This window comes from Micromonospora sp. AKA38, assembly GCF_027925725.1.
Taxonomy (GTDB): domain Bacteria; phylum Actinomycetota; class Actinomycetes; order Mycobacteriales; family Micromonosporaceae; genus Micromonospora.
In genome coordinates this window covers 196,701-219,545 of sequence record NZ_BNEI01000003.1, presented here as the reverse complement: position 1 = coordinate 219,545, position 22,845 = coordinate 196,701, and the positions used below count along the sequence as shown (strand labels likewise).

Below are 22,845 nucleotides of genomic sequence, written 5' to 3'. Positions count from 1 at the left end.
ACCACCCTTCCGGTCATCGCATGCCTCCGGCGACGGTCTCGGCCAGCGCCGCCCGCAGGGCGAAGCCCTGGGAGCCGCGCCCGGCCTGCGGCCACAACGCCGGCAGTCGGTTGCCGTGCTCCACCCCGATCACCCGCCAGCCGCTCTGCAGCAGGGCGAGCGCGGCACTGCCGTGCGCCCGCTCCGCCTCGGCCCGTGCCTTCGGCGCCAGGTTCAGCCAGGTGTTGCTGTCGAGCAGGAACGCCACGCAGGTGGCGCCGTTGCCGCGCAGCCCGGCCAGCAGCTCCGCCTCGGCGTCGCCGAGCGTGCCGAGCAGCGCGATGATCAGGCCACCGTCGGCCCGCTGCCGGACCTGCTGCACCAGCGCGGTGATCTCGCCGCGTCGGTCGAGGTGCACCTCGGCGAGGTGATCGAGGAGCACCCCCTCACCACCGGCCTCGGTGGCACCCACGTCGGCGCCGTTGCCGGTGACCAGGCGCAGCTTGTAGCCGGCCTGGCGCAGGTGCACGGCGATGCTGGCGGCGGCCGAGACGGCCCACTCGAAGCTGGCCGTCGGACCCTCGCCGCGATGCCCGGCGGCGCGGGTGTCCAACACCACCGTCGCCCGGCTCTCCCAGGGCTGCTCCTCGCGGCGCACCATCAGCTCGCCGGTGCGCGCGGTCGACTTCCAGTGCACCCGGCGCAGGTCGTCGCCCATCCGGTACTCCCGGGTGGCGGCATCGTCCTCGCCGTGCACGGCCACCGAGCGGGCCCGGCTGTCGCCGCTGCCGGCGTACTCGCCGGGCAGCCGCACCGCGGGCAGCGGGGTGACCTGGGGGATCACCGTGAGGTGGTCGGTGCTGGGGAACGAGCGGGTCAGCTCGCACAGCCCGAACGGGTCGGTCAGCCGGATCACCAGCGGGCCCACGTCGTAGCGGCCCCGCACGTCGGCCCGGACCGTGTACGCCACGGAGCTGGCCTGGTGCGCGCCGAGCCGTTCCAGCACCACCCGGGGCCGGCTGCCCAGCGCGTAGGGCAGCCGGTCCTCCAGCAGCAGCGTGCCGGTGGGCAGCCGGGACAGGTTCTGCAGCCGCAGCACCACCCGGGAGCTGGCGCCCACCGGCACCCGGTGCGGATCGAGCGTGCGGTTGCAGGCCAGCTTGTAGCGGCTGCGGCCGACGTACGCGGCGGCCAGCAGCGGCAGGACGGCGAGCAGGACGGCCACCCGGAGCAGGTCCTTCTCACCGAGGATGGCGGCGGAGAGCGCGGCGGCGACCGCGGCCGCCAGGAAGGAGCGCCCGCGGGTGGTCAGCCCGCGCAGCCCGTCGCGCACGTCACGGCCTCCGCGGCTCGTACGGCCCCCGGCCGTTGCCGTTGCCGGCGCCACCGCCGGGCCGGGTGTCGTACGGGGAGCGCTGCCGGTCGTGCGGCAACGGCAGGCGGTGCACCAACTCGGCGACGATCGCGTCGGTGGTGCGTCGGGCCAGTTGCGCGTCCGCGGTCGGGATGATCCGGTGTGCCAGCACCGGCACCGCGAGGGCCTGGAGGTCGTCCGGCAGGACGTAGTCGCGGCCCTCCAGCGCGGCCACCGCGCGGGCGGTGCGCAGCAGTTGCAGCGTGGCCCGCGGGGACGCGCCGAGTCGCAGGTCGGGCGCCTCTCGGGTGGCGGTCACCAGGGCGATCGCGTACTGCTTGACGGCGTCGGCGACGTGCACCTGGCGGACGTGGCCGATCAGCCGCCGCACGGTGGCCGCGTCGGAGACCGGGCGCAGGCCGGACAGCGGGTCGGTGGCGCCGTGTCCGTCCAGCATGGCCAGCTCGGCGTTCGGGTCCGGGTACCCCATCGCGATGCGGGCGGTGAACCGGTCCCGCTGCGCCTCGGGCAGCGGGTAGGTGCCCTCCATCTCGATCGGGTTCTGCGTCGCGATCACCATGAACGGCGTCTGGAGCTGGTAGGTCACCCCGTCGACCGTGACCTGCCGCTCCTCCATGCACTCGAGCAGGGCCGACTGGGTCTTCGGCGAGGCCCGGTTGATCTCGTCGCCGACCACCAGGTTGGCGAAGACCGCGCCGGGGCGGAACTCGAAGTCGTGGGTCTCCTGGTTGTAGACGCTGACGCCGGTGACGTCGCTGGGCAGGAGGTCGGGGGTGAACTGGATCCGGCGGACCGAGCAGTCGATGGAGCGGGCCATCGCCTTGGCCAGCTTGGTCTTGCCGACGCCGGGAACGTCCTCGATGAGCAGGTGGCCCTCGGCGAGCAGCACCGCCAGGGCGAGCCGGACGGTGGCTGTCTTGCCCTCGATGACCTGCTCGATGTTGGCCACGACGGCCTCACTGGCGGCACGGAACTCGTCGTGCGGCAGCAGACCGCCCACCTCGTCCCAGGTCTGTTGTGTCACGGGCCTCCTCCTCGTCGCCGGAACGGCAGCTCTGTATAGAGCACCTGGACCCGCCGTTGGGTTCGCGACGCCGAGCCTCGTCTGCCGCACGCATCTCACTGGCCTCTCAGGCTAACCATGTTTGCCGGGAACGCCGACTCCCGCAGGTGGTCGGTCGGTTACGCCCGGAATATTCGCCGGACGGGGGACCGGGGTACACTGCGACCCATGGCCGGAGTCTTCCTGCTTCTTACCGAGCCGTGCTGATGCGCTGAACGCGCGACAGCACGGCCGCCCCTCCTGCGCGAGGGGCTTTTTTGTGCCCCCAGCAGACCTGAGGAGACGCCATGAGTGAGGCAGCCGCACCGGCCACCGACATTCCCCCGTTCCGGTACACCGCCGCCCTGGCCGAGGAGATCGAACACCGCTGGCAGGACACCTGGGAACGGGAGGGCACCTTCCACGCCCCGAATCCGACCGGCCCGCTGGCCGACCCGGGGCACCCCCGAGCCGGCGCCGAGAAGCTGTACGTGCTGGACATGTTCCCGTACCCGTCGGGCGCGGGCCTGCACGTCGGTCACCCGCTGGGTTACATCGGCACCGACTGCTACGCCCGCTACCAGCGGATGGCCGGGCACAACGTGCTGCACGCGATGGGCTTCGACGCGTTCGGCCTGCCGGCCGAGCAGTACGCGGTGCAGACCGGCACCCACCCGCGGACCACCACGGTGGCCAACATCGAGCGGTACAAGGCGCAGCTGCGCCGGCTGGGGCTGGGCCACGACGAGCGGCGCTCGGTCGCCACCATCGACACCGAGTTCTACCGCTGGACGCAGTGGATCTTCCTGCAGGTCTACAACTCCTGGTACGACGCGGACGCGCGCCGGGCCCGCCCGGTGGCCGAGCTGATCGCCGAGTTCGAGGGCGGCACCCGGCCCACCCCGGACGGCCGCCCCTGGGCGGAGCTGACCGTGGCCGAGCGCCGCCGCGTCGTCGACGACCACCGGCTGGCGTACGTCTCGGAGGCGCCGGTGAACTGGTGCCCCGGGCTGGGCACCGTGCTGGCCAACGAGGAGGTCACCGCCGACGGTCGCTCCGAGCGGGGCAACTTCCCGGTCTTCAAGCGCAACCTGAAGCAGTGGATGATGCGGATCACCGCGTACGGCGACCGGCTGCTGGACGACCTGGACACGCTGGACTGGCCCGAGCCGATCAAGCTGATGCAGCGCAACTGGATCGGCCGGTCCACCGGTGCGCACATCGACTTCCCGACCGCCGCCGCCGCGGTGCGGGTGTTCACGACCCGGCCGGACACCATCTTCGGCGCCACCTACCTGGTGCTGGCGCCCGAGCACGAGCTGGTCGACGCGCTGGTGCCGGCGGCCTGGCCGGTGGGGACCCGGGACGCCTGGACCGGCGGACACGCCGGCCCGCGCGAGGCGGTCGAGGCGTACCGCAAGGCCGCCGCGGCCAAGACGGACATGGAGCGGCAGGCCGACACCCGGGAGAAGACCGGCGTCTTCACCGGCGCCTACGCCGACCACCCGGTCACCGGCGCGCCGGTGCCGATCTTCATCGCCGACTACGTGCTGGCCGGTTACGGCACCGGCGCGATCATGGCGGTGCCCGCCGAGGACGAGCGGGACCACGCGTTCGCCGAGGTCTTCGAGCTGCCCGTGGTGCGTACCGTGCAGCCGCCGGAGGGGTTCACCGGCGGGGCGTACACCGGGGACGGGCCGCGGATCAACAGCGCCGCACCCGCGGCCGGCCTGGACCTGAACGGCCTGGGGCTGGCCGACGCGAAGGCCCGGGCCATCGGGTGGCTGGAGGCCGAGGGGCGCGGCGTCGGCGCGACCACCTGGCGGCTGCGGGACTGGCTGTTCTCCCGGCAGCGCTACTGGGGCGAGCCGTTCCCGATCGTGTACGACGAGACCGGGGCGCCGATCGCGCTGCCGGAGTCGATGCTGCCGGTCGAGCTGCCCGAGGTGGACGACTTCTCGCCGAAGACGTTCGACCCGGAGGACGCCGCCAGCAACCCGGAGACCCCGCTGTCGCGGCGGCGCGACTGGGTCGAGGTGGAGCTGGACCTGGGTGACGGGCCGAAGCGGTACACCCGGGAGACCAACGTGATGCCGCAGTGGGCCGGCTCCTGCTGGTACGAGCTGCGCTACGTGGACCCGACCGCCGCCGACCGTTTCGCCGAGCCGGAGAACGAGGCGTACTGGATGGGCCCGCGGCGGCCCGGCGACTGCGGGGGCACCGACCTGTACGTCGGCGGCGCCGAGCACGCCGTGCTGCACCTGCTGTACGCCCGCTTCTGGCACAAGGTGCTGTTCGACCTGGGGCACGTCTCCTCGTTCGAGCCGTACCGCCGGCTGTTCAACCAGGGCTACATCCAGGCGTACGCGTTCACCGACCCGCGCGGCGCGTACGTGCCGGCCGAGGAGGTCGTCGAGGTCGACGGCCGGTGGTTCCACGGCGAGACGGAGGTCCGGCGCGAGTACGGCAAGATGGGCAAGTCGCTGCGGAACGTGGTCACCCCGGACGAGATGTGCGCGGCGTACGGCGCCGACACGTTCCGGGTGTACGAGATGTCGATGGGCCCGCTGGAGGTGTCCCGTCCGTGGGAGACCCGGGCGGTGGTCGGCTCGTACCGGTTCCTGCAGCGGGTCTGGCGCGCGGTGGTCGACGAGGGGACCGGCGCGTCGCGGGTCACCGACGCGCCCGCCGACGAGGCGACCCGGCGGCTGCTGCACAAGGTGATCGACGGGGTCCGCGCCGACATGGACGCGATCCGGTTCAACACCGCGATCGCCAAGCTGATCGAGCTGACCAACGGCCTGACGAGGCTGGCGGAGACGCCGCGCGAGGTGGCCGAGCCGCTGGTGCTGATGGTCGCCCCGTTCGCCCCGCACATCGCCGAGGAGCTGTGGCGCCGGCTGGGCCACGACACCTCGCTGACGTACGCGGACTTCCCGGTGGCCGACCCGGCCCTGCTGGTGGCCGAGTCGGTGACCTACCCGGTGCAGGTCAACGGCAAGGTCCGGGGCCGGGTCGAGGTGCCGGCCGACGCGCCCGAGGACGTGGTCCGCGCGGTCGCGCTGGAGGCGGTCGCCGGCGCGCTGGCCGGCAAGGAGCCGCGCAAGGTGATCGTGGTGAAGGGCCGGATGGTCTCGGTCGTCGCCTGACCCGAGGTCGGGGGTCGTTGCCGGTCGCCGCCCGGGACCGCAGAGGTGACTCCGCGGAGCCTACGAACTTGATGGCGTGGATGACTCGCCGGCACCACACGCCGGGAGGCGTCGTGGCTGAGCCACCTACGCCATCAAGTTCGTAGGCACTCCCAGGCGCAGGCCGCACCGGGGACGTGTCTCCACGCGACCCGGGGCCGCGGGCCGGTGGCCCGCCGCGAGTGCGCAACCGGCGCGTGCCGGGCCCTCGTAGGCGTCGCAGAGCAGCCGGCAGCGACGGCCCTGTTCGTCCACCCCGAGGTACGCGGGCGCGATCCCGGGCGCGGTCGACGCCAGGTGACCCAGCAGCGCGGCGACGAACCCGCCGGGCAGCGTCCCCCCGGTGCCGGCCACGTCAGCTCGGACCGAGCCGGCGTTGTCGCTCGGCCCGCCACCAGCGATGGATGATCAGCACGCTGGCGATCAGGCCGAGGCTGGCCGGCGCGGCGGCGTACCAGTTGATCGAACCGGGGCTGGTCACCGCCGCGCCGATCGCGGCGTAGCCGATGGCGGTCGGGGCGGAGGCGATCACGCTGCCGGCCAGGAACGGCAGCACCCGGGCCGCGGTGGTGCCGTAGCCGTAGCTGACCAACCCGAAGCCGGCGATCGGCAGCAGCCGGACGGTGATCACCCCGAACACGCTCTGCCGGGCGAACCAGCCGTCCAGCCGGGCCAGCCGGCCGCGGACCCGCTCGGCCACGAAGTCCCGGCCCAGCAGCCGGCCGACCGCGAAGCCGAGCGCCGCCGCGAGCAGCGCCGCGCCGAGCGCGTACGCGGCACCCTGCACCGGCCCGAAGATCGCGCCCGAGGCCAGCGTGACGAACGTCCGGGGCACCAGCGCGACCAGCAGCAGCGCGCCCCCGACCACGGCCGCGACCGGGGCGTACCCGCCGAGCGAGTCGGCGAGCCGCGGCAGGTCGGCCGCGTCCGGCCGGGGCACCAGCAGCAGTGTGACGCCGAACCCGGCGAGCAGCAGGAGCAGCAGCCCGAACCGGCGCGCCGACGGCTGCCCCAGTAACCCGACGAGGCGGCGGACCGCCGGTCGCCGCCCCGGCCGGGCGGCCCCGGTCATGCCCGGGCGGCGGCGGCCACCGCGGCGCGGCGCTCGGACCGGAGCCGGTCGGCCCAGGTGTCGTCGAGCGGGGGGAGCTGGTGGATGCCGGTCGCCCAGCGCAGCAGCAGGTCGGCCAGGTCCGGGTTGCGGGCCAGCGCCGGGCCGTGCGAATAGGTGCCGAGCAGCTTGCCCCGCCACGCGCCCTCGGTGGCGCCGTCGTTGCCGACCCCGGTGGTGACCCGGGCCAGCGGCGACACGCCCGGACCGAGATGGGTGCGGCCACCGTGGTTCTCGAAGCCGGTCAGGTGCGGGATGCCCAGCCGCGGGTCGACCTCGCCGGCCAGCTCGCCGACCGCCCGGGTCGGACCCCGGTCGGAGGAGAGGTCGAGCAGCTCCAGCCCCTGGCAGCGGGTGCCCTTGGCGAAGAACGAGGTGCCGAGCAGTTGGTAGCCGGCGCAGACGCCGAACACCACCGAGCCCTGGGCCACCGCCCGGTGCAGACCGCCGTCGGCGAGCAGGCGCTGGGCGCCCAACGCCTGCGGACCGTCCTCCCCGCCGCCGATCAGGTAGATGTCGGCGGTGGCGGGCAGCCGCTGGTCGGAGCGGACCTCCAGCACCTCGACCGGCATGCCGCGCAGCTGGGCCCGGCGGGCCAGGATCAGCGCGTTGCCCCGGTCGCCGTAGGTGGACAGCAGGTCGGGATAGACCCAGACGATGCGCAGGCTCTCAGTTGACACGGTCCAGCTCCGCTCGGATGTCCTGGAAGGCGGTGTAGTTGGCGATGACCTCCAGCCGGCCCGGCGGCACCGCGCGGACCGCCTCGTCGAACGTGCGCACGTGCCGGAACGGCACGCCGTTGACGTCGAGGCGCACCGCGAGGTCGTACGCCCGGTCGCCGGTGATCAGCACCTGCCGGCCGGCCAGCGGGGCGAAGTCGACGTCGAACAGCCACGACGTGTCCAGCCCGTCGGGGTCGCGCGCGTTGATGGAGAGCAGGGTCGGCGCGACGTCGGCCATGTCGAACGCCTCCAGCCAGCTCGCCGGGTTCTTGGCCAGCAGCAGCCGGATGTTGCGCCCGTCCCGGTCGACCTGGGCGTAGCGGCCGGCCACCGAGGTGACCGAGCCGAGCCGGGAGACCGCGTCCACCGGGCGGACGCCGAACTCGGCGGCGACCGCCAGTGCGGTGGCCGCGTTGCCGAGGTTGACCGTGCCGGGGAGCTGGAGCTGGATCTTGTGCCAGGCGCCGGTGGGGTCGAGCACGCCGTCGTCCTCCACCGTCCACTGCGGCTCGGGGCGGCGCAGCGGGCAGCCGGTGCACCACCACTGGCCACCGGAGCGCTGGATGGTGGAGCCGCACTCGGGGCAGACCCACGAGTCGTCGTGCCAGCGCTGGCCGGCGCTGAACCAGGTGACGTGCGGCGGCACGTGACCCTGGGCCGGGTCGGCCGGCGGGGTGGCGGCCCAGACCACCATCGGGTCGTCGGCGTTGGCCACCACCCGCACGTCGGGGTGCCGGACCAGGGCGGCACGCCAGAGCTGCGCCATCATGGCGACCTCCTTGGCGCGGTCGAGCTGGTCGCGGGAGAGGTTGAGCAGCGCCACCACGTGCGGCTCGGTCGCCTCCAGGACCTGCGCCAGGTAGTGCTCGTCCACCTCCAGCACCGCGTACGGCGTGCTGCCGGCCTTGGCCAACGCCGAGGTGTGCCCGGTGGGCATGTTGGCGCCGAAGGCGTTGGAGGCGACCCGGCCCAGCACGCCGACCGCGGCGCTGGTGAGCCGGGTGGTGGTGGTCTTGCCGTTGGTGCCGGACACCAGGGCGATGGCCCGCCCGGCCGAGAGGTGGGCGAGCAGGTCCGGGTCGATCTTGAGGCCGATCCAGCCGCCGATCACCGAGCCGTCGCCACGGCCCGCGGCCCGCGACAGCGCCGCGGCGGTGCGCGACACGGAGCTGGCCACCTTTGCCCGCAAGGGCATCTTCGCGTCCGTCACCCGAGCGAGGTTACCGGACCACGGTCTCCGCCAGATCGCCGCCGACGGCGAACCGTTCGGCCGGGGACGGCACGGCGGACGGCCGGAGCGCGCTCGGCCGGACGGGGGCGGCCGATGTCGGGTAACGGACCGCCGCCGGGGACGGTCACCCCCCTCCACTGGGCCCCACCCGCGTTGACGTGCGGTTTTGCGCGCGGAAACGCCGCGCCGACCAGGCGATTCTGGTTGCAGGTGGAGGGAAGTGGAGTAGAGTGGGGCGCGATGGTGAGGCCGGGAGGGCCACACCGGCCCGGGGGGTCAGCGGCGCCGCGAACGCCGCTCAGGGCGAGGGGGTTGGGCCGATGTTCCTCGGCACCCACACCCCGCGCCTGGACGACAAAGGCCGGTTGATCCTGCCGGCCAAGTTCCGGGACGAGCTGGCGGGGGGTGTCGTGATCACCAAAGGGCAGGAGCGCTGCCTCTACGTCTTCCCGATGCCCGAGTTCGAGCGGATCGCCGGCCAGTTGCGCGCGCAGCCGATGACCAGCAAGGCGGCCCGGGCCTACAGCCGGGTCTTCTTCGCCAGCGCGCACGACGAGGTGCCGGACAAGCAGGGTCGGGTCACGATTCCCGGGCACCTGCGGTCGTACGCGGCCCTCGACCGGGAGCTGGTCGTGATCGGGGCGAGCACCCGGGTGGAGATCTGGGACAGGGCGGCCTGGGAGGCCTACCTCGCGGAGAGCGAAGACGACTTCGCCGACATCGAGGAGGGGGTGCTGCCCGGCGGTCTGTAGGGCGTGACGGCGCCCGACGTACTGCGAGATCTCCAGCCGCTTTCGAGTTCCTGGCACCCCTTCCCCGGTGCCAGGCGCACGATCCGAGACGGAGGGCCGCGGCCTCCGGCGGGCGGGAGCGGATGGGGATCTGGCGGTATGGCGAGGCGTCGTGGCGACGACGGACACGTGCACACAGACGGTTTTCGAACGGTGGGGGTCGACATGGGGGAGCTTCGCGGCACGCACGTGCCGGTGCTGCTCGAGCGGTGTCTCGAGCTGCTGGCCCCCGCGCTGGACCGCCCCGGCCGGACCGTCCACGTCGACGCCACGCTCGGCCTGGCCGGGCACGCCGAGGCGGTGCTCACGGCACACCCGGACACGGTCCTGATCGGCCTGGACCGGGACACCGAGGCGCTCGCCCACGCGCGGGTCCGCCTGGCCCGGTTCGCCGACCGGATCCACCTGGAGCACGCCGTCTACGACGAGCTGCCCGAGGTGCTCGACCGGCTCGGCTACCCGGCGATCGACAGCGCGCTGTTCGATCTCGGCGTCTCGTCCCTGCAACTCGACGCGCCCGACCGCGGGTTCGCGTACGCGCAGGACGCGCCGCTGGACATGCGGATGGACCAGACCCGGGGGGTGACCGCCGAGGAGGTGGTCAACACCTACTCCCACCCGGATCTGGCCCGGCTGCTGCGGGTGTACGGCGAGGAGAAGTTCGCCGGGAAGGTCGCCTCGGCGATCATCCGGGAGCGGGAGCGGTCCCGGATCACGTCGTCGGCGCGGTTGGCCGAGCTGGTGCGGGACGCGATCCCGGCCCCGGCCCGACGAACCGGCGGACACCCGGCAAAGAGAACGTTTCAGGCTTTACGGATCGAGGTAAACAGAGAGCTGGCGGCGCTGGAGACGGCGCTGCCGGCCGCTCTGGACAAGCTCACCGTGGGCGGCCGCCTGGTGGTCCTGTCCTACCACTCGCTGGAGGACCGGCTCACCAAGCAGGCGCTCGCCGACCGGGTCCGCAGCAAGGGCCCGGTCGACCTCCCGGTCGAACTGCCCGGGTCGGGTCCGACGTTCCGGCTGCTGAGCCGGGGCGCGGAGCTGCCCGGGGAGGCCGAGGTGGCCGCGAACTCGCGGGCCGCCTCGGTGCGGCTGCGGGCCGCGGAACGGCTCGACCCGGAGGCGACCCGGCAGGGGCGTACCGACCGCGAACGGTACCGCCGCCGGGTGAAGGCGATGCACCAACCGGGGAACGGGACGGACGAGGAGGGGGAGGGGACATGAACGTCGAGAAGCGCGACGGCCGGGGGGCCGTCGGGCAGCGCGCACCGCGGTCGGGGGGCCGGACCACGGCGCGCACCATGCGAGACACCACGACGACCGCGGCCGACCGTCGGGAGGGGACCCGCGCCCGGGGGACGCGCGAGTACCCGACCGAGGGCAGCGCCGCGCTGCGGCCGGCCGAGCGCACCCGGGTCGCCCCGCCGACGGCGCCGCGGCTGCGGGTCGCCCCGCCGCCGCCGATCCGGGTGCCGCGGGCGCCCTTCGTCGGGCTGATCCTGGTGCTCGTGGTCGGCGGGGTGCTCGGCATCCTGGCGGTCAACACCAAGATCAACGAGAACGCCTTCCGGCTGGAGAAGCTCGAGCAGCAGCAGGCCAAGCTCGACGTGGACGAGCAGGAGCTGAAGAAGGAGATCGCCGAGCAGAAGGCGCCGGGCAACCTCACCGCCAACGCCCGCAAGCTGGGCCTGGTCGAGTCGGCGGACCCGGCCTACATCCGGCTGCCGGACGGGCGGACGATCGGCGTGCCGCACCCCGCCGAGGGTGCTCCCACCGGCGTCGGCCAGCAGGGCAACGGAGGCTGATCGGTGCCACCGAGATCGGACGAACCGCGCCGGGACCCCACGGGCTCCCGGCGCGGCTCGTCGCGTGGGGCCGAGCCGCGTGAGCCGGGCGTCGGCGGGATCTCCGACGCGCGGGCGTACACCCCGCGCGGCCGGACCATCCGCGAGGGCGGCGCGGAACAGCGGCGTACCCCCCGCAGCACCCGGTCCGGTGACCCGTTCCGGCCGGCGTTGCAGGTGCTCGACGGCGGCCGGGCCGGGCGGGCCGGCCGCCGGGAGCCGGCCGCCTCCGGCGAGGGCGCCCGCGCCGGCCGCCGGGCGGCGGCGGCCGGCGGACGCGCCGGCGTGGTGCGGACCGTCTCGGCCCGCCCGGTCGGGGAGCCGTTCGACGACGAGGAGGACGCGCCGCCGCGCCGCCGGCCCGGCCCGCGTCGGCCGGCGGCCCGCCGGCCGGTCCGCAAGCCACGTCGCCCGCCCCGGCTGGGCGACCCGCGCCGGCGGCTGCGGCTCGCCACCGTGCTGGCGCTGACGCTGTTCGCCAGCATCGGCGTCCGGCTGGTCTACCTCCAGACCGTGGACACCCCGGCGTACGCCGACGGCGGCCTGCCCAAGCGGCTCGCCGTGGTCGAGTTGCCGGCCCCGCGCGGCGCCATCCTCGACCGCACCGGCGAGCCGCTGGCGCACAGCGTGGAGGCCCGGTACGTCTTCGCCGACCCGACCCGGGTCAAGGACCGGTTCGCCACCGCGCGGGCGTTGTCCCCGCTGCTCGGCGTGCCGGCCTCCGACCTGGCCGACAAGATGAAGCCGAGCAAGCTGCCCGGCACCGACACCGACCTCCAGTTCGTCTACCTGGCCCGGGGCGTCGAGATCGGCACCGCGAAGCAGATCATGGCGCTCGACCTGGCCGGCATCGACGTGCACCGCGACGAGCGGCGCGAGGTGCCCGGCGGTGACCTGGCGGCGAACCTGCTCGGCTTCGTCAGCCAGGACATGAACGGCCTGGAGGGCCTGGAGGCGAAGTACGACGACCTGCTGCGCGGTCAGGCCGGCAAGCGGACGTACGAGGTGGGCCAGGGCGACCTGGCCGCGCCCATCCCGGGCGGCTACAGCAGCACCACCCAGCCGAGGCCGGGCAGCTCGTTGCAGCTCACCCTGGACCGGGACCTCCAGTTCATGACGCAGCGGATCCTGGCCAAGCAGGTCGCCCAGGTGAAGGGCAGCGTCGCCGCCGCCGTGATCATGGACGTCCCGACCGGTGAGGTGCTGGCCCAGGCCAGCCAGCCCACGTACGACGCGGCCGATCCGACGAAGGTCAACTCGCCCGCCGACCGGGACGACGCGGCCACCAGCTTCGTGGTGGACCCGGGCTCGATCCACAAGGCGATCACCTACGGCGCCGCGCTCCAGGAGGGCGTGATCACGCCGAGCACCACGTTCCCGGTGGCGAACACGATCGTCCGGGGCGGCGTCACGTTCCGCGACACCCACCCGGCCGACGGCCGCACCATGAGCGTCCCCGGCATGCTCGCGTTCTCGTCCAACGTGGGCACCATCGAGATCGCCGAGAAGCTCGGCAGGGACCGGTTGATCGACTACCAGAAGCGGTTCGGGCTGGGCCAGCCGACCGGTGAGGGCCTGCCGGGCGAGGCGCCGGGCCGGATCCTCCCGGCCGACCAGTGGAGCGGGTCGGCGTACGGGTCGGTGCCGATCGGGCACAGCGTGGACGCCACGCCGTTGCAGATGGCCGCCGCGTACAACGCGGTCGCCAACAACGGGACGTACGTGCAGCCGCGCCTGATCAAGGAGACCATCGGGCCGGACGGCACCCGGACGCCGGGCGCCGCCCCGACCTCCCGCTCGGTGCTCAGCCCGGCCAACGCCGCCGCGCTGCGCCGGATGCTGGAGGCGGTCACCACTGTCGACGGCCCGGACGGGCGGGCCACCGGCCTGGCCGCCGCCGTGCCGGGCTACCGGGTGGCCGGCAAGACCGGCACCGGCCTGCGCTACGACAACGGCAAGCAGCAGCCCGGCGAGGTCGGCTCGTTCATCGGGATGGCCCCGGCGGAGAAGCCGCGCTACGTGGTGGCGGTCTTCGTCTGGAGCCCCGACGGCGGGGGCGGCGCGGTCGCCGCGCCGGCGTTCCGGGAGATGATGGGCTTCACGCTCCGGCACTACCGGGTGCCGCCGTCGCTGACCGACAAGTCGCCGAAGTTCGAGGTCTTTCCGCGCTGAGCGGGCCGGGCGCGACATCATCGGTGGGTGGCGACGAACCACCGGGGCGGCTGTGCGGTCGGAACCGGACGACCGGGTAGGGTCTGACGCCGTGCCCGGCAATCCACGTCCCACCACCGTGCTCCCCGTCCGGCTCGGCGACCTCGCCGACCGACTGGCCGTTCCCACGCCGGAGGGGGCCGCCGAGTTGGCCGTCACCGGGGTGACCCACGCCAGCCACGAGGTCCGCCCCGGTGACCTGTACGCCGCCCTGCCCGGCTCCCGCCGGCACGGCGCGGAGTTCACCGCCGCCGCGGCCGCCGCCGGCGCGGTGGCCGTGCTTACCGAGCCGGCCGGGGTGCCGCTGGCCGCCGACGCCGGCCTGCCCGTGCTGGTCGTCGACGACGCCCGCGGGGTGCTCGGCACGGTCGCCGCCACCATCTACGGCGACCCGACCGCCGGGCTGACCGTGATCGGCGTGACCGGCACCGCCGGCAAGACCTCCACCAGCTACCTGATCGAGTCCGGGCTGCGCGCCGCCGGGCACGTCACCGGCCTGATCGGCACCGTGGAGACCCGCCTCGGCGACCTGGTGGTGGACAGCGTCCGGACCACCCCGGAGGCCACCGACCTGCACGCCATGCTCGCCGTGGCGCGGGAGCGCGGCGTGGACGCCGTGGTGATGGAGGTGTCCAGCCACGCGCTCGTGATGGGCCGGGTCGGCGGCGTCCGGTTCGACGTCGGCGGCTACACCAACTTCGGCTCCGACCATCTCGACTTCCACGCCGACGAGGCGGACTACTTCGCCGCCAAGGCCCGGCTCTTCGACGGGCGCTGCCGGGTCGAGGTGCTCAACCACGACGACCCGGCGCTGCGCCCGCTCCACAAGCCCGGCACGGTGACCTACTCGGCGGCCGGCGACCGGGGCGCGACCTGGTGGGCCGACCAGGTCTCCGGCGAGGGGTACGCGCAACACTTCACGCTGCACGGCCCGGACGCGGTGGCGCTGCCCACCGGCGTGGCGCTGCCGGGCCGGCACAACGTGGCCAACGCGCTGCTGGCCGTCGCCACGCTGGTCGCGGCCGGCGTCGACCCGGACACCGCGGCGCGCGGCGTGGCCGCCTGCGGCGGCGTGCCCGGCCGGCTGGAACTGGTGAGCGGTGACGCCCCGGTGCGCGGCGTGGTCGACTACGCGCACAAGGCGAACGCGATCGAGGCGGTGCTGACGGCGCTGCGCGGGCTCACCGGTGGGCGGCTGGTCTGCGTGCTCGGCGCCGGCGGCGACCGGGACCGGGGCAAGCGGCCGGTGATGGGCGAGGTGGCCGCCCGGGGCGCCGACGTGGTGCTGGTGACCGACGACAACCCGCGGACCGAGGACCCGGCCACCATCCGGGCCGAGGTGCTGGCCGGCGCGTACGCGGCGGCCACCCCGGCCCGCGTCATCGAGGTGCCCGGCCGGCGGGCGGCGATCGAGGAGGCGGTCCGGGTGGCCGAACCGGGTGACGTGGTGGCGGTGCTGGGCAAGGGGCAGGAGCGCGGCCAGGAGATCGGCGGCGAGGTGCTGCCGTTCGACGACCGGGTGGAGCTGGCGGTGGCGCTGCGGGCCCGCTTCGGGGACCTGGTGGGTGGCCGATGATCCCGCTGACGCTGGCCGAGGTGGCCGCCGTGGTCGGTGGCCGGCTGGCCGGGGCCGACCCGGACGCCCGGGTCACCGGCACGGTGGAGTTCGACTCCCGCAAGGTGACCTCCGGTGGGCTCTTCGTGGCGTTCCCCGGCGAGCGGGTGGACGGCCACGACTACGCGGCCGGGGCGGTGGACGCCGGCGCGGTCGCCGTGCTCGGCTCCCGCGAGCTGCCGGGCGTGCCGATGGTGCTTGTCGACGACGCGCTCGACGCGCTGGGCCGGCTGGCCCGCGCGGTGGTCGACCGGCTGCCCGCACTGACCGTGATCGGGCTGACCGGCTCGTCCGGCAAGACCACCACCAAGGACCTGATCGCCCAGCTCGCGGTCCGGCTCGGCCCGACCGTGGCGCCGCCCGGCTCGTTCAACAACGAGCTGGGGCACCCGTACACGGCGTTGCAGGCCACGCCGGAGACCCGCTACCTGGTGATGGAGAAGGGCGCCCGCGGCGTCGGGCACGTCCGCTACCTGTGCGACGTGGTGCCGCCGCGGATCTCGGTGGTGCTCAACGTCGGGGTGGCGCACCTGGGCGAGTTCGGTTCGGTCGACGCCATCGCGCTGGCCAAGGGGGAGCTGGTCGAGGCGCTGCCCGCCGACGGGCTGGCGGTGCTGAACGCCGACGACCCGCGGGTCGACGCGATGGCGGCCCGGACCGCGGCCCGGGTGGTCCGGTACGGCGAGTCGGCGCAGGCCGACGTGCGCGCGGTGGACGTGACGCTGGACGGGCGGGGCCGGCCGTCGTACACGCTGGTGACGCCGGAGGGGAACGCCCCGGTGCGGCTCGGGCTGACCGGCCGGCACCAGGTGTCCAACTCGCTCGCCGCCGCGGCGGTCGCCCGCGAGCTGGGCCTGCCCCTGACCGAGCTGGCGGCGGCGCTGGGCGAGCTGGGCCTGGTCTCCACCCGCCGGATGGACGTGTTCGAACGCCCCGACGGCGTGGTCGTGATCGACGACTCGTACAACGCCAACCCGGCCTCCACCGGCGTGGCGCTACGCGCGCTGGCCAGCATGCGCGGCGCGGGGCGTACGGTCGCGGTGCTCGGCTACATGGCCGAGTTGGGCGACTTCGAACGGGAGGGACACCAGCAGGTCGGCCGACTCGTGGCCGAGCTGGGAATCGACCGGCTGCTCGTGGTGGGCGAGCCGGCGGCGCCGATCCACGAGGGCGCGACAGCGGTAGGCAACTGGGGAGGAGAGTCGGTGCTGCTCACCGATCAGGCGGCGGCCGTCGAGGTGCTGCGGAGCGAGCTGCGTCCGTCGGACGTGGTGCTGGTGAAGGGCTCCCGGTACCGGACCTGGGACGTGGCCGACGCGCTGCGCGCGGACGCCCGGGAGACGGCGACGGAGGGCGGCGCCGCATGAGGGCGGTCATCGTCGCCATCGGCGTCGCGTTCCTGATCTCGCTGTTCTGCACCCCGATCGCGATCAAGGTGTTCGCCCGGCTGAAGGCCGGCCAGCCGATCCGATCGAACCTCGGGCTCGCCAGCAACGAGGGCAAGAAGGGCACGCCGACGATGGGCGGCGTGGTCTTCATCCTGGCCACCGTCATCGCGTACGTCGCCGGGCACCTGGCCCTGACCACGCTGCCGGACGCGCAGATCGCGCAGGTCGAGCCGACCATCACGGCGCTGGTGCTGCTGGGGCTGATGGTGTTCTCCGGCGCGGTCGGCTTCGTCGACGACTTCCTGAAGGTCCGCAAGCGGCACAGCGGCGGCCTGAACAAGCGCGGCAAGCTGGCCGGGCAGATCCTGGTCGGCGCGGTCTTCGGCGTGGTGGCGCTCTACTTCCCGTCGAGCATGACCGACGTCAGCGGCAACGCGACGAACACCGCGACGGTGGGCAGCACCACGCTGAGTTTCATCCGGGACATCCCGGCGCTGGAGATCGGCAAGATCGGCGCGGTCATCGTGATCATCATGGTGGTGATGGCGGCGACCAACGGCGTCAACCTCACCGACGGCCTGGACGGCCTGGCCACCGGCGCCTCGGTGATGGTGCTCGCCGCGTACGCGCTGATCGCGTTCTGGCAGTACCGGCACTGGTGCGCGGACCCGAACTACACCGAGGCGTACTGCTACACGGTGCGTGACCCGCTGGAGATCGCGCTGATCGCCGGCGCGGCGGCCGGGGCCTGCGTCGGCTTCCTCTGGTGGAACACCTCGCCGGCCCGGATCTTCATGGGGGACACCGGCGCGCTGGGGCTGGGCGGCCTGATCGCCGGCATGGCGATGTCCACCCGGACGATCCTGCTGCTGCCGATCCTGGGCGGCCTGTTCGTGATCATCACGATGTCCGTGGTCATCCAGATCATCTCGTTCCGGACCACCGGCAAGCGGGTGTTCCGGATGTCGCCGCTCCAGCACCACTTCGAGCTGGCCGGCTGGAGCGAGGTCAACATCGTGGTCCGGTTCTGGATCATCGCCGGCATCGGTGTGGCCATCGCGCTGGGCCTGTTCTACAGCGAGTTCCTCGCCGCGGTGAGCTAGCGGTGTAAGGAGGGGCCCCCTTTTAACAGACGTCTGTTAAAAGGGGGCCCCTCCTTCAGATCCGACACGCCGACCGTGGGGTTGCGCCACGGGCGGGCGGGTCGAGCCGCCATGATGAGCGGGTGGGGGAGGGACGAGACATCCAGGTCAGCACCGAACCGCCGGCCCGCCGCGCGCCCGCGGCTACGCCGCCGGGCGATCCGCCGGCCGGCGCGCGCTGGGACCCGGCGGGCGGCCTGGCCGCGCTGCGCGGCCTGCTGGCCCGTCCGCTGGCCTCCTACTACCTGCTGCTCTCCAGCGCCGGCCTGCTGCTGCTGATCGGCCTCACCATGGTCTTCTCCGCGACCAGCGTGCGGGACTACGCCGAGGGCGGTGACGCCGCCGCCTCGCTGACCAAGCAGACCGTGTTCGCGGTGATCGGCGTCGGCGCGTTCTGGGCCTGCCAGCGGCTGCCCGCGCGCACGTTCCGGGCGGTGAGCCGCCCCGCGCTCGGCGTGGCGGTGGCGCTGCTGCTCCTGCTGAACCTGCTGGTCGCGCTGGAATCACTGTTCGGGGTGGCGTCCATCGGGCCGTTGAAGGGCGAACTCCTCTCGCTCTCCCTCGGCCCGATCTCGCTCCAGCCGGCCGAGGTGGCCAAGTTCGCGCTGGTGTTGTGGGCGGCGCACGTGCTGGCCCGCAAGGGGGCCGCGCTGGGCTGGTGGCGGGAGCTGGCCACGCCGCTGTTCCCGGTGGTCGGCCTGATCTTCGTGCTGGTCGGCTACAACGACCTGGGCAGCATGCTCTGCCTGCTGGCGCTCGTGGTGGGCCTGCTCTGGGCGGCCGGCGTCCGGACCCGGGTCTTCGCCGCGCTCTCCGCGATCGGCCTGGCCGGCATCGGCCTGCTGGTCGCCGCCGCCTCGCTCGGCGCCGGCTCCGGTTCCCGGGACGCCGACAACTACCGGCTGGGCCGGCTCACCATGTGGCTCGACCCGCCCGATCCGCAGACCTGCATCGAGCTGAAGCTGGAGAACTGCTACCAGCCCATCATGGCCCGGTACGCGATCGGCAACGGCGGCTGGTTCGGCGTCGGCCTGGGCCAGAGCGTCTTCAAGTGGGACTGGCTGCCCGAGGCGCACAACGACTTCATCTTCGCCATCGTCGCCGAGGAGCTGGGCGTGGTGGGCTGCACCGTGATCCTGGTGCTCTTCGCCGTGCTGGCGTACACCGGCATGCGCATCGCCCGCCGGGTGGAGGACCCGTTCCGCCGGCTCGCCGCGGCCGGCGTGACCGCCTGGCTGGTCGGTCAGGCCGTCATCAACATCGGCGGCGTCACCGGGCTGCTGCCGCTGACCGGCGTGCCGCTGCCGTTCATCTCCGACGGCGGCAGCGCGCTGGTGGTGACGCTGGCCGCGATCGGCATGCTCGCCTCCTTCGCCCGCGCCGAGCCGGACGCGGCCCGGGCCCTGAACGCCCGTCCGCCGGCCCGATGGGTCCGACTAGTGTGGGCCCCGTTGCCGCCGCTTCCCGGCCGGCGTCGCCGACCGGCGCCGCCTCCGGCGGACCGAGGGCCCGTGCCCCGGTCCCGACAGCGTCGGCAGGACGATCAGGCCGCGACCCGCGGCGCCCGGTCCGACCGGGCGCGCGCCGGCGCGGCGAACGAGAGGAGACGCTGATGGGTCCGCTGCGTTCGGTGGTGCTCTGCGGAGGGGGCACGGGTGGGCACATCTACCCGCTGCTCGCCTTCGCCGACTGCCTGCGCCGACACGACCCGAGCGTCCGGATCACCTGCCTGGGCACCCCGAAGGGGCTGGAGAACGAGCTGATCCCGCCGGCCGGCTACGACCTGCGGCAGATCCCGGCCTACCAGCTGCCCCGCTCGGTCAACATGAGCCTGGTGCGCACCCCGGACCGGATGTGGAAGGCGGCCCGCGCCGCGGGCAAGGTGATCGACGAGGTGCGGGCCGACGCGGTGGTCGGCTTCGGCGGGTACGTCTCGGTCCCCGGTTACCTGGCTGCGTGGCGGCGCGACCTGCCGATCGTCATCCACGAGGTGAACGTGCCGCCGGGCGTGGCGAACCGGATGGGCATGAAGTTCACCAAGCACGTCGCGGTGGGCTTCCCGCACCAGCCGGCCCAGTCCGAGGCGCTGCGCGACGCGCGGGTGGTCGGGGTGCCGCTGCGCCGGGGCATCGCCGGGCTGGACCGGGCGGCGCTGCGGGACGCGGCCCGCGCGCACTTCGGGCTCCGTCCCGACCTGCCGGTGCTCTTCGTGGCCGGCGGCTCGCAGGGCGCCCGCTCGATCAACCTGGCCGTCTCCGGCGCGGCGAAGGAGCTGGCCCGCAACGGCGTGCAGGTGCTGCACGTGATCGGCGCCCGCAACGAGCCGGTCTCCGTCCCCAGCGACCTACCGGTGCCGTACGTGACGCTGCCGTACCTGTCCGAGATGGAGCTGGGCTACGCGGCGGCCGACCTGATGCTGGGCCGGGGCGGCGCGATGACCTGCGCCGAGGTGGCCGCGATCGGCCTGCCCACGGTGTACGTGCCCTACCCGCACAGCAACCAGGAGCAGAAGCGCAACGCGCTGCCCGTGGTGGAGGCCGGCGGTGGGCTGCTCGTCGACGACGCCGAGGTGACCCCGGCCTGGGTGGAGCGCACGGTGATCCCGCTGATCCGGGACCCGCGACGCCTCCACGCGATGAGCCACGCCGCGGCCGGCTACGGTCGCCGCGACGGCGACGTGGCGCTGCTGAACTTCGTCTACGAGGCGGTGAGCCGGTGAGCGCGAGGAGTGAGCTTGCGAGCCCCGCAGTCGCGAACAACGGTGGCTCCGTAATGGGCGTCGCCGCGACGGGAAGGTACCCCTCATGAACACCGCGCAGTTCACGCCCGCCGGCACGATGACCGCGGAGGACCTGGGCCGCATCCACCTGATCGGGGTGGGCGGGGTCGGGATGGCCGGGCTGGCCCGGCTCTTCCTCACCCGTGGCCTGCCGGTCTCCGGCAGCGAGCTGCGGGAGTGGCCGTCGCTGGCCGGCCTGCGCGCGCTGGGCGGGACGATCCACTCCACCCACGAGGCGGCCAACCTGGACGGGGTGGACACCGTCGTCTACTCCTCGGCCATCCCGCAGGACCATCTGGAGCTGGTCGAGGCGCGTCGGCGGGGCCTGCGGGTGCTGCACCGCTCCGAGGCGCTGGCGGCGGCGATGACCGGTCGGCGCACGGTGGCGGTGGCCGGCACGCACGGCAAGACGTCCACCACGTCGATGGTGACCATGGTGCTCCAGCAGGCCGGCACCGATCCGTCCTTCGTCATCGGCGGGGAGATCTCCGAGGTCGGCTCCGGCGCGCACCACGGCACCGGCGAGCACTTCGTGGTCGAGGCGGACGAGAGCGACCGCTCCTTCCTCATCTACCGCCCGTACGTGTCGATCATCACGAACGTCGAGGCGGACCACCTCAACACGTACGGCGACCTGGCCACGCTGGAGGCGGCGTTCGCCGAGTTCGCCCGGCTCACCGACCCGGACGGCTTCGTCGTCACCTGCGCCGACGACGCCGGTGGCCGGCGGCTGGCCGAGACGCTCCGGGCGGAGGGTCGTCGGGTGTGGACGTACGGCGAGTCCGCCGACGCCGACCTGCGGATGAGCGACGTGGTCTCCTCGGCGCAGGGCGTGCGCTACCTGGCCGAGGTCGAGGGCCGGTCGCTGGGCGAGATCCGGCTGCCGATGCCGGGCCGGCACATGGCGCTCAACAGCGCCGCCGCGGTGCTCGCCGCGTACCTGCTGGAGCTGCCGGTGGCGGCGGCGGAGGCCGCGCTCGGCGCGTTCCCCGGCGTGCGGCGGCGGTTCGAGCGCAAGGGCGTGGCGGACGGCGTGCTGGTCTACGACGAGTACGCCTACCACCCCACCTCGATGACGCTGGCCTTGCAGACGCTGCGCGAGGTGGCCGGCGACGGCCGGCTGATCGTGGTCTTCCAGCCCTACCGGCTGTACCGCACCCGCGACCTCCAGGCGGAGATCGCCGCCGCGCTCGGCATCGCCGACGAGTTGGTGCTGCTGGAGGTCTTCGGTCCCGGCGAGCCGCGCCAGCCCGGTGAGGGGTCGGTCGCGCTGATCGAGGCGGTGCCGCTGCCGGCGGACCGGAAGGTCTTCGTCGAGGCGTGGGACGACGTGCCGGCCGAGGTGGCCCGCCGGGCCCGGACCGGCGACGTGGTGGTGACCATGGGCGCGCCGCCGATCTCGCTGATGGGTGACCAGTTGCTGGACGCCCTGCTGGCCCGCACCGGCGGCGCCACGGCGCTCCGCGCCGGCGTCGGTCCGGACGGCGCGGCGGCCACCGCCGGATGAGTCCCGGCCCGGCCCGGGGCCGCACGCCCGGCCAGGACGGTGGCGCGGGGCGGCGCAGCCCGGTCCGGCGCTGGCAGCTGGTCCGGGCCGGGGCGGACGCCGTGCCGCCGTCCACCCGTCGGTTCATGGCCCGGGCCCGGCAGCGGCGGATGCGCGCCGCGTTGCCGTGGGCGTTGGCCGCGGCGGTGACCGCGTTGGCCGCGCTTGTCGCCTGGACGGTGCTCGGCACCGGGCTGTTCGGCGTCCGTGAGGTGCGGGTGGTCGGCGCGCGGCTGGTCACGGCGGTGGAGATCCGGGACGCCGCGGCGGTTCCGGACGACGCGCCGTTGGCCCGGGTGGACCTGGCCGCGACGGCCCGCCGGGTGGGCACGTTGCCGCCGGTGGCCCGGGCCACGGTGGAGCGGGACTGGCCGGCGACGCTGGTGATCCGGGTCGAGGAGCGGGTGCCGGTGGCCGCGGTGCCGCAGGGCGGGCGCTTCGCCGTGGTGGACGCCGCCGGCGTGGTATTCCAGCGCCTGGACCAGGCCCCGGCCGGGTTGCCGCTGGTCCGGGTGGCCCGGCCGGGGCCGGACGATCCGGGCACCCGGGCCGGGTTGGCGGTGCTCGCCGCGCTCGGGGAGAAGCTGCGCGCGGAGCTGGTCACGGTGGACGTGGCCGGGCTGGCCCGGATCACGTTGCTGCTGCGCGACGACCGGCAGGTCTTCTGGGGGGACGCCGCGCGCAGCGCGGACAAGTCGGCGGTGGCGACCGCGTTGTTGCCGCGCCGGGCGGACCGGATCGACGTCAGCGCGCCGGACGTGGTCACGTTCCAGTGACCGGTCACTCAGCGAACGGGCCTGTGTGACCGGTCGCTCGGTCGGCGACACGCCGGAAAGGGTCCTTGGCTCCTGGCGCGGCGGCGCATACGTTGCCCCGAAGAG

The 22,845-nt window shown here is 74.2% G+C and carries 17 protein-coding genes; 12 read left to right on the top strand and 5 right to left on the bottom strand.

What is annotated here, in order from left to right; translation table 11 throughout:
* Positions 1 to 13: 13 nt before the first annotated feature.
* The gene (locus TPA0908_RS09385; RefSeq protein ID WP_281936608.1) at positions 14 to 1,312 is read right to left on the bottom strand and encodes a DUF58 domain-containing protein; all 1,299 of its coding nucleotides are present in this window, start codon (positions 1,310 to 1,312) and stop codon (positions 14 to 16) included.
* A 1-nt stretch (position 1,313) separates the two neighbouring features.
* The gene (locus TPA0908_RS09380; RefSeq protein WP_281936606.1) at positions 1,314 to 2,378 is read right to left on the bottom strand and encodes an AAA family ATPase; all 1,065 of its coding nucleotides are present in this window, start codon (positions 2,376 to 2,378) and stop codon (positions 1,314 to 1,316) included.
* Between the two features lie 326 nt (positions 2,379 to 2,704).
* Here TPA0908_RS09380 and leuS point away from each other — a divergent pair, with 326 nt between their 5' ends.
* A complete protein-coding gene (gene leuS / locus TPA0908_RS09375) occupies positions 2,705 to 5,545 on the top strand; it encodes a leucine--tRNA ligase (protein WP_281936604.1) in 2,841 nt (946 codons plus the stop codon).
* Positions 5,546 to 5,939: 394 nt separating this feature from the next.
* Here leuS and TPA0908_RS09370 read toward each other — a convergent pair whose 3' ends face one another.
* Genes TPA0908_RS09370 through TPA0908_RS09360 form a run of 3 tightly spaced genes read right to left on the bottom strand, consistent with a single transcriptional unit; the run spans position 5,940 to position 8,612 of the window.
* Positions 5,940 to 6,656: a TVP38/TMEM64 family protein gene (locus TPA0908_RS09370; protein WP_281936602.1), complete on the bottom strand. Its 717-nt coding sequence runs from the start codon at positions 6,654 to 6,656 to the stop codon at positions 5,940 to 5,942.
* On the bottom strand, positions 6,653 to 7,375 hold the full coding sequence (locus tag TPA0908_RS09365; RefSeq protein WP_107162608.1) for a type 1 glutamine amidotransferase: 723 nt from the start codon (positions 7,373 to 7,375) through the stop codon (positions 6,653 to 6,655). Before TPA0908_RS09365 ends, TPA0908_RS09370 begins: the two co-directional genes overlap by 4 nt.
* Positions 7,365 to 8,612 carry a MurT ligase domain-containing protein gene (locus TPA0908_RS09360; RefSeq protein WP_281938499.1) on the bottom strand — a complete coding sequence of 416 codons (1,248 nt, stop codon included), beginning with the start codon at positions 8,610 to 8,612 and terminating at the stop codon, positions 7,365 to 7,367. The genes TPA0908_RS09365 and TPA0908_RS09360 overlap by 11 nt, the downstream gene beginning before the upstream one ends.
* A gap of 356 nt (positions 8,613 to 8,968) precedes the next feature.
* Here TPA0908_RS09360 and mraZ point away from each other — a divergent pair, with 356 nt between their 5' ends.
* From mraZ to TPA0908_RS09305, 11 genes are all read left to right on the top strand, one after another.
* Complete coding sequence (gene mraZ, locus TPA0908_RS09355) at positions 8,969 to 9,400, top strand: division/cell wall cluster transcriptional repressor MraZ (protein WP_281936599.1); 432 nt, start codon at positions 8,969 to 8,971, stop codon at positions 9,398 to 9,400.
* A 204-nt stretch (positions 9,401 to 9,604) separates the two neighbouring features.
* Positions 9,605 to 10,663: a 16S rRNA (cytosine(1402)-N(4))-methyltransferase RsmH gene (gene rsmH / locus TPA0908_RS09350; RefSeq protein WP_107162627.1), complete on the top strand. Its 1,059-nt coding sequence runs from the start codon at positions 9,605 to 9,607 to the stop codon at positions 10,661 to 10,663.
* Complete coding sequence (locus TPA0908_RS09345; RefSeq protein ID WP_281936597.1) at positions 10,660 to 11,244, top strand: hypothetical protein; 585 nt, start codon at positions 10,660 to 10,662, stop codon at positions 11,242 to 11,244. The genes rsmH and TPA0908_RS09345 overlap by 4 nt, the downstream gene beginning before the upstream one ends.
* 3 nt (positions 11,245 to 11,247) lie before the next feature.
* Positions 11,248 to 13,455: a peptidoglycan D,D-transpeptidase FtsI family protein gene (locus TPA0908_RS09340; protein ID WP_281936595.1), complete on the top strand. Its 2,208-nt coding sequence runs from the start codon at positions 11,248 to 11,250 to the stop codon at positions 13,453 to 13,455.
* 52 nt (positions 13,456 to 13,507) lie between these two features.
* Positions 13,508 to 15,070: a UDP-N-acetylmuramoyl-L-alanyl-D-glutamate--2,6-diaminopimelate ligase gene (locus TPA0908_RS09335; protein ID WP_281936593.1), complete on the top strand. Its 1,563-nt coding sequence runs from the start codon at positions 13,508 to 13,510 to the stop codon at positions 15,068 to 15,070.
* Positions 15,067 to 16,476: a UDP-N-acetylmuramoyl-tripeptide--D-alanyl-D-alanine ligase gene (locus tag TPA0908_RS09330; protein WP_281936591.1), complete on the top strand. Its 1,410-nt coding sequence runs from the start codon at positions 15,067 to 15,069 to the stop codon at positions 16,474 to 16,476. Before TPA0908_RS09335 ends, TPA0908_RS09330 begins: the two co-directional genes overlap by 4 nt.
* Positions 16,473 to 17,600 carry a phospho-N-acetylmuramoyl-pentapeptide-transferase gene (gene mraY, locus TPA0908_RS09325; RefSeq protein ID WP_107157607.1) on the top strand — a complete coding sequence of 376 codons (1,128 nt, stop codon included), beginning with the start codon at positions 16,473 to 16,475 and terminating at the stop codon, positions 17,598 to 17,600. Before TPA0908_RS09330 ends, mraY begins: the two co-directional genes overlap by 4 nt.
* Before the next feature lie 236 nt (positions 17,601 to 17,836).
* Entirely contained in the window at positions 17,837 to 19,252 is a 1,416-nt protein-coding gene (locus TPA0908_RS09320) for an FtsW/RodA/SpoVE family cell cycle protein (RefSeq protein ID WP_281938498.1), read from the top strand.
* Positions 19,252 to 20,358, top strand: coding sequence for an undecaprenyldiphospho-muramoylpentapeptide beta-N-acetylglucosaminyltransferase (murG, locus tag TPA0908_RS09315; RefSeq protein ID WP_281936589.1), 1,107 nt, complete (start codon positions 19,252 to 19,254; stop codon positions 20,356 to 20,358). The genes TPA0908_RS09320 and murG overlap by 1 nt, the downstream gene beginning before the upstream one ends.
* Before the next feature lie 85 nt (positions 20,359 to 20,443).
* Positions 20,444 to 21,925 carry a UDP-N-acetylmuramate--L-alanine ligase gene (gene murC / locus TPA0908_RS09310; protein WP_281936587.1) on the top strand — a complete coding sequence of 494 codons (1,482 nt, stop codon included), beginning with the start codon at positions 20,444 to 20,446 and terminating at the stop codon, positions 21,923 to 21,925.
* On the top strand, positions 21,922 to 22,740 hold the full coding sequence (locus TPA0908_RS09305; RefSeq protein WP_281936586.1) for a cell division protein FtsQ/DivIB: 819 nt from the start codon (positions 21,922 to 21,924) through the stop codon (positions 22,738 to 22,740). Before murC ends, TPA0908_RS09305 begins: the two co-directional genes overlap by 4 nt.
* Positions 22,741 to 22,845: the final 105 nt, after the last annotated feature.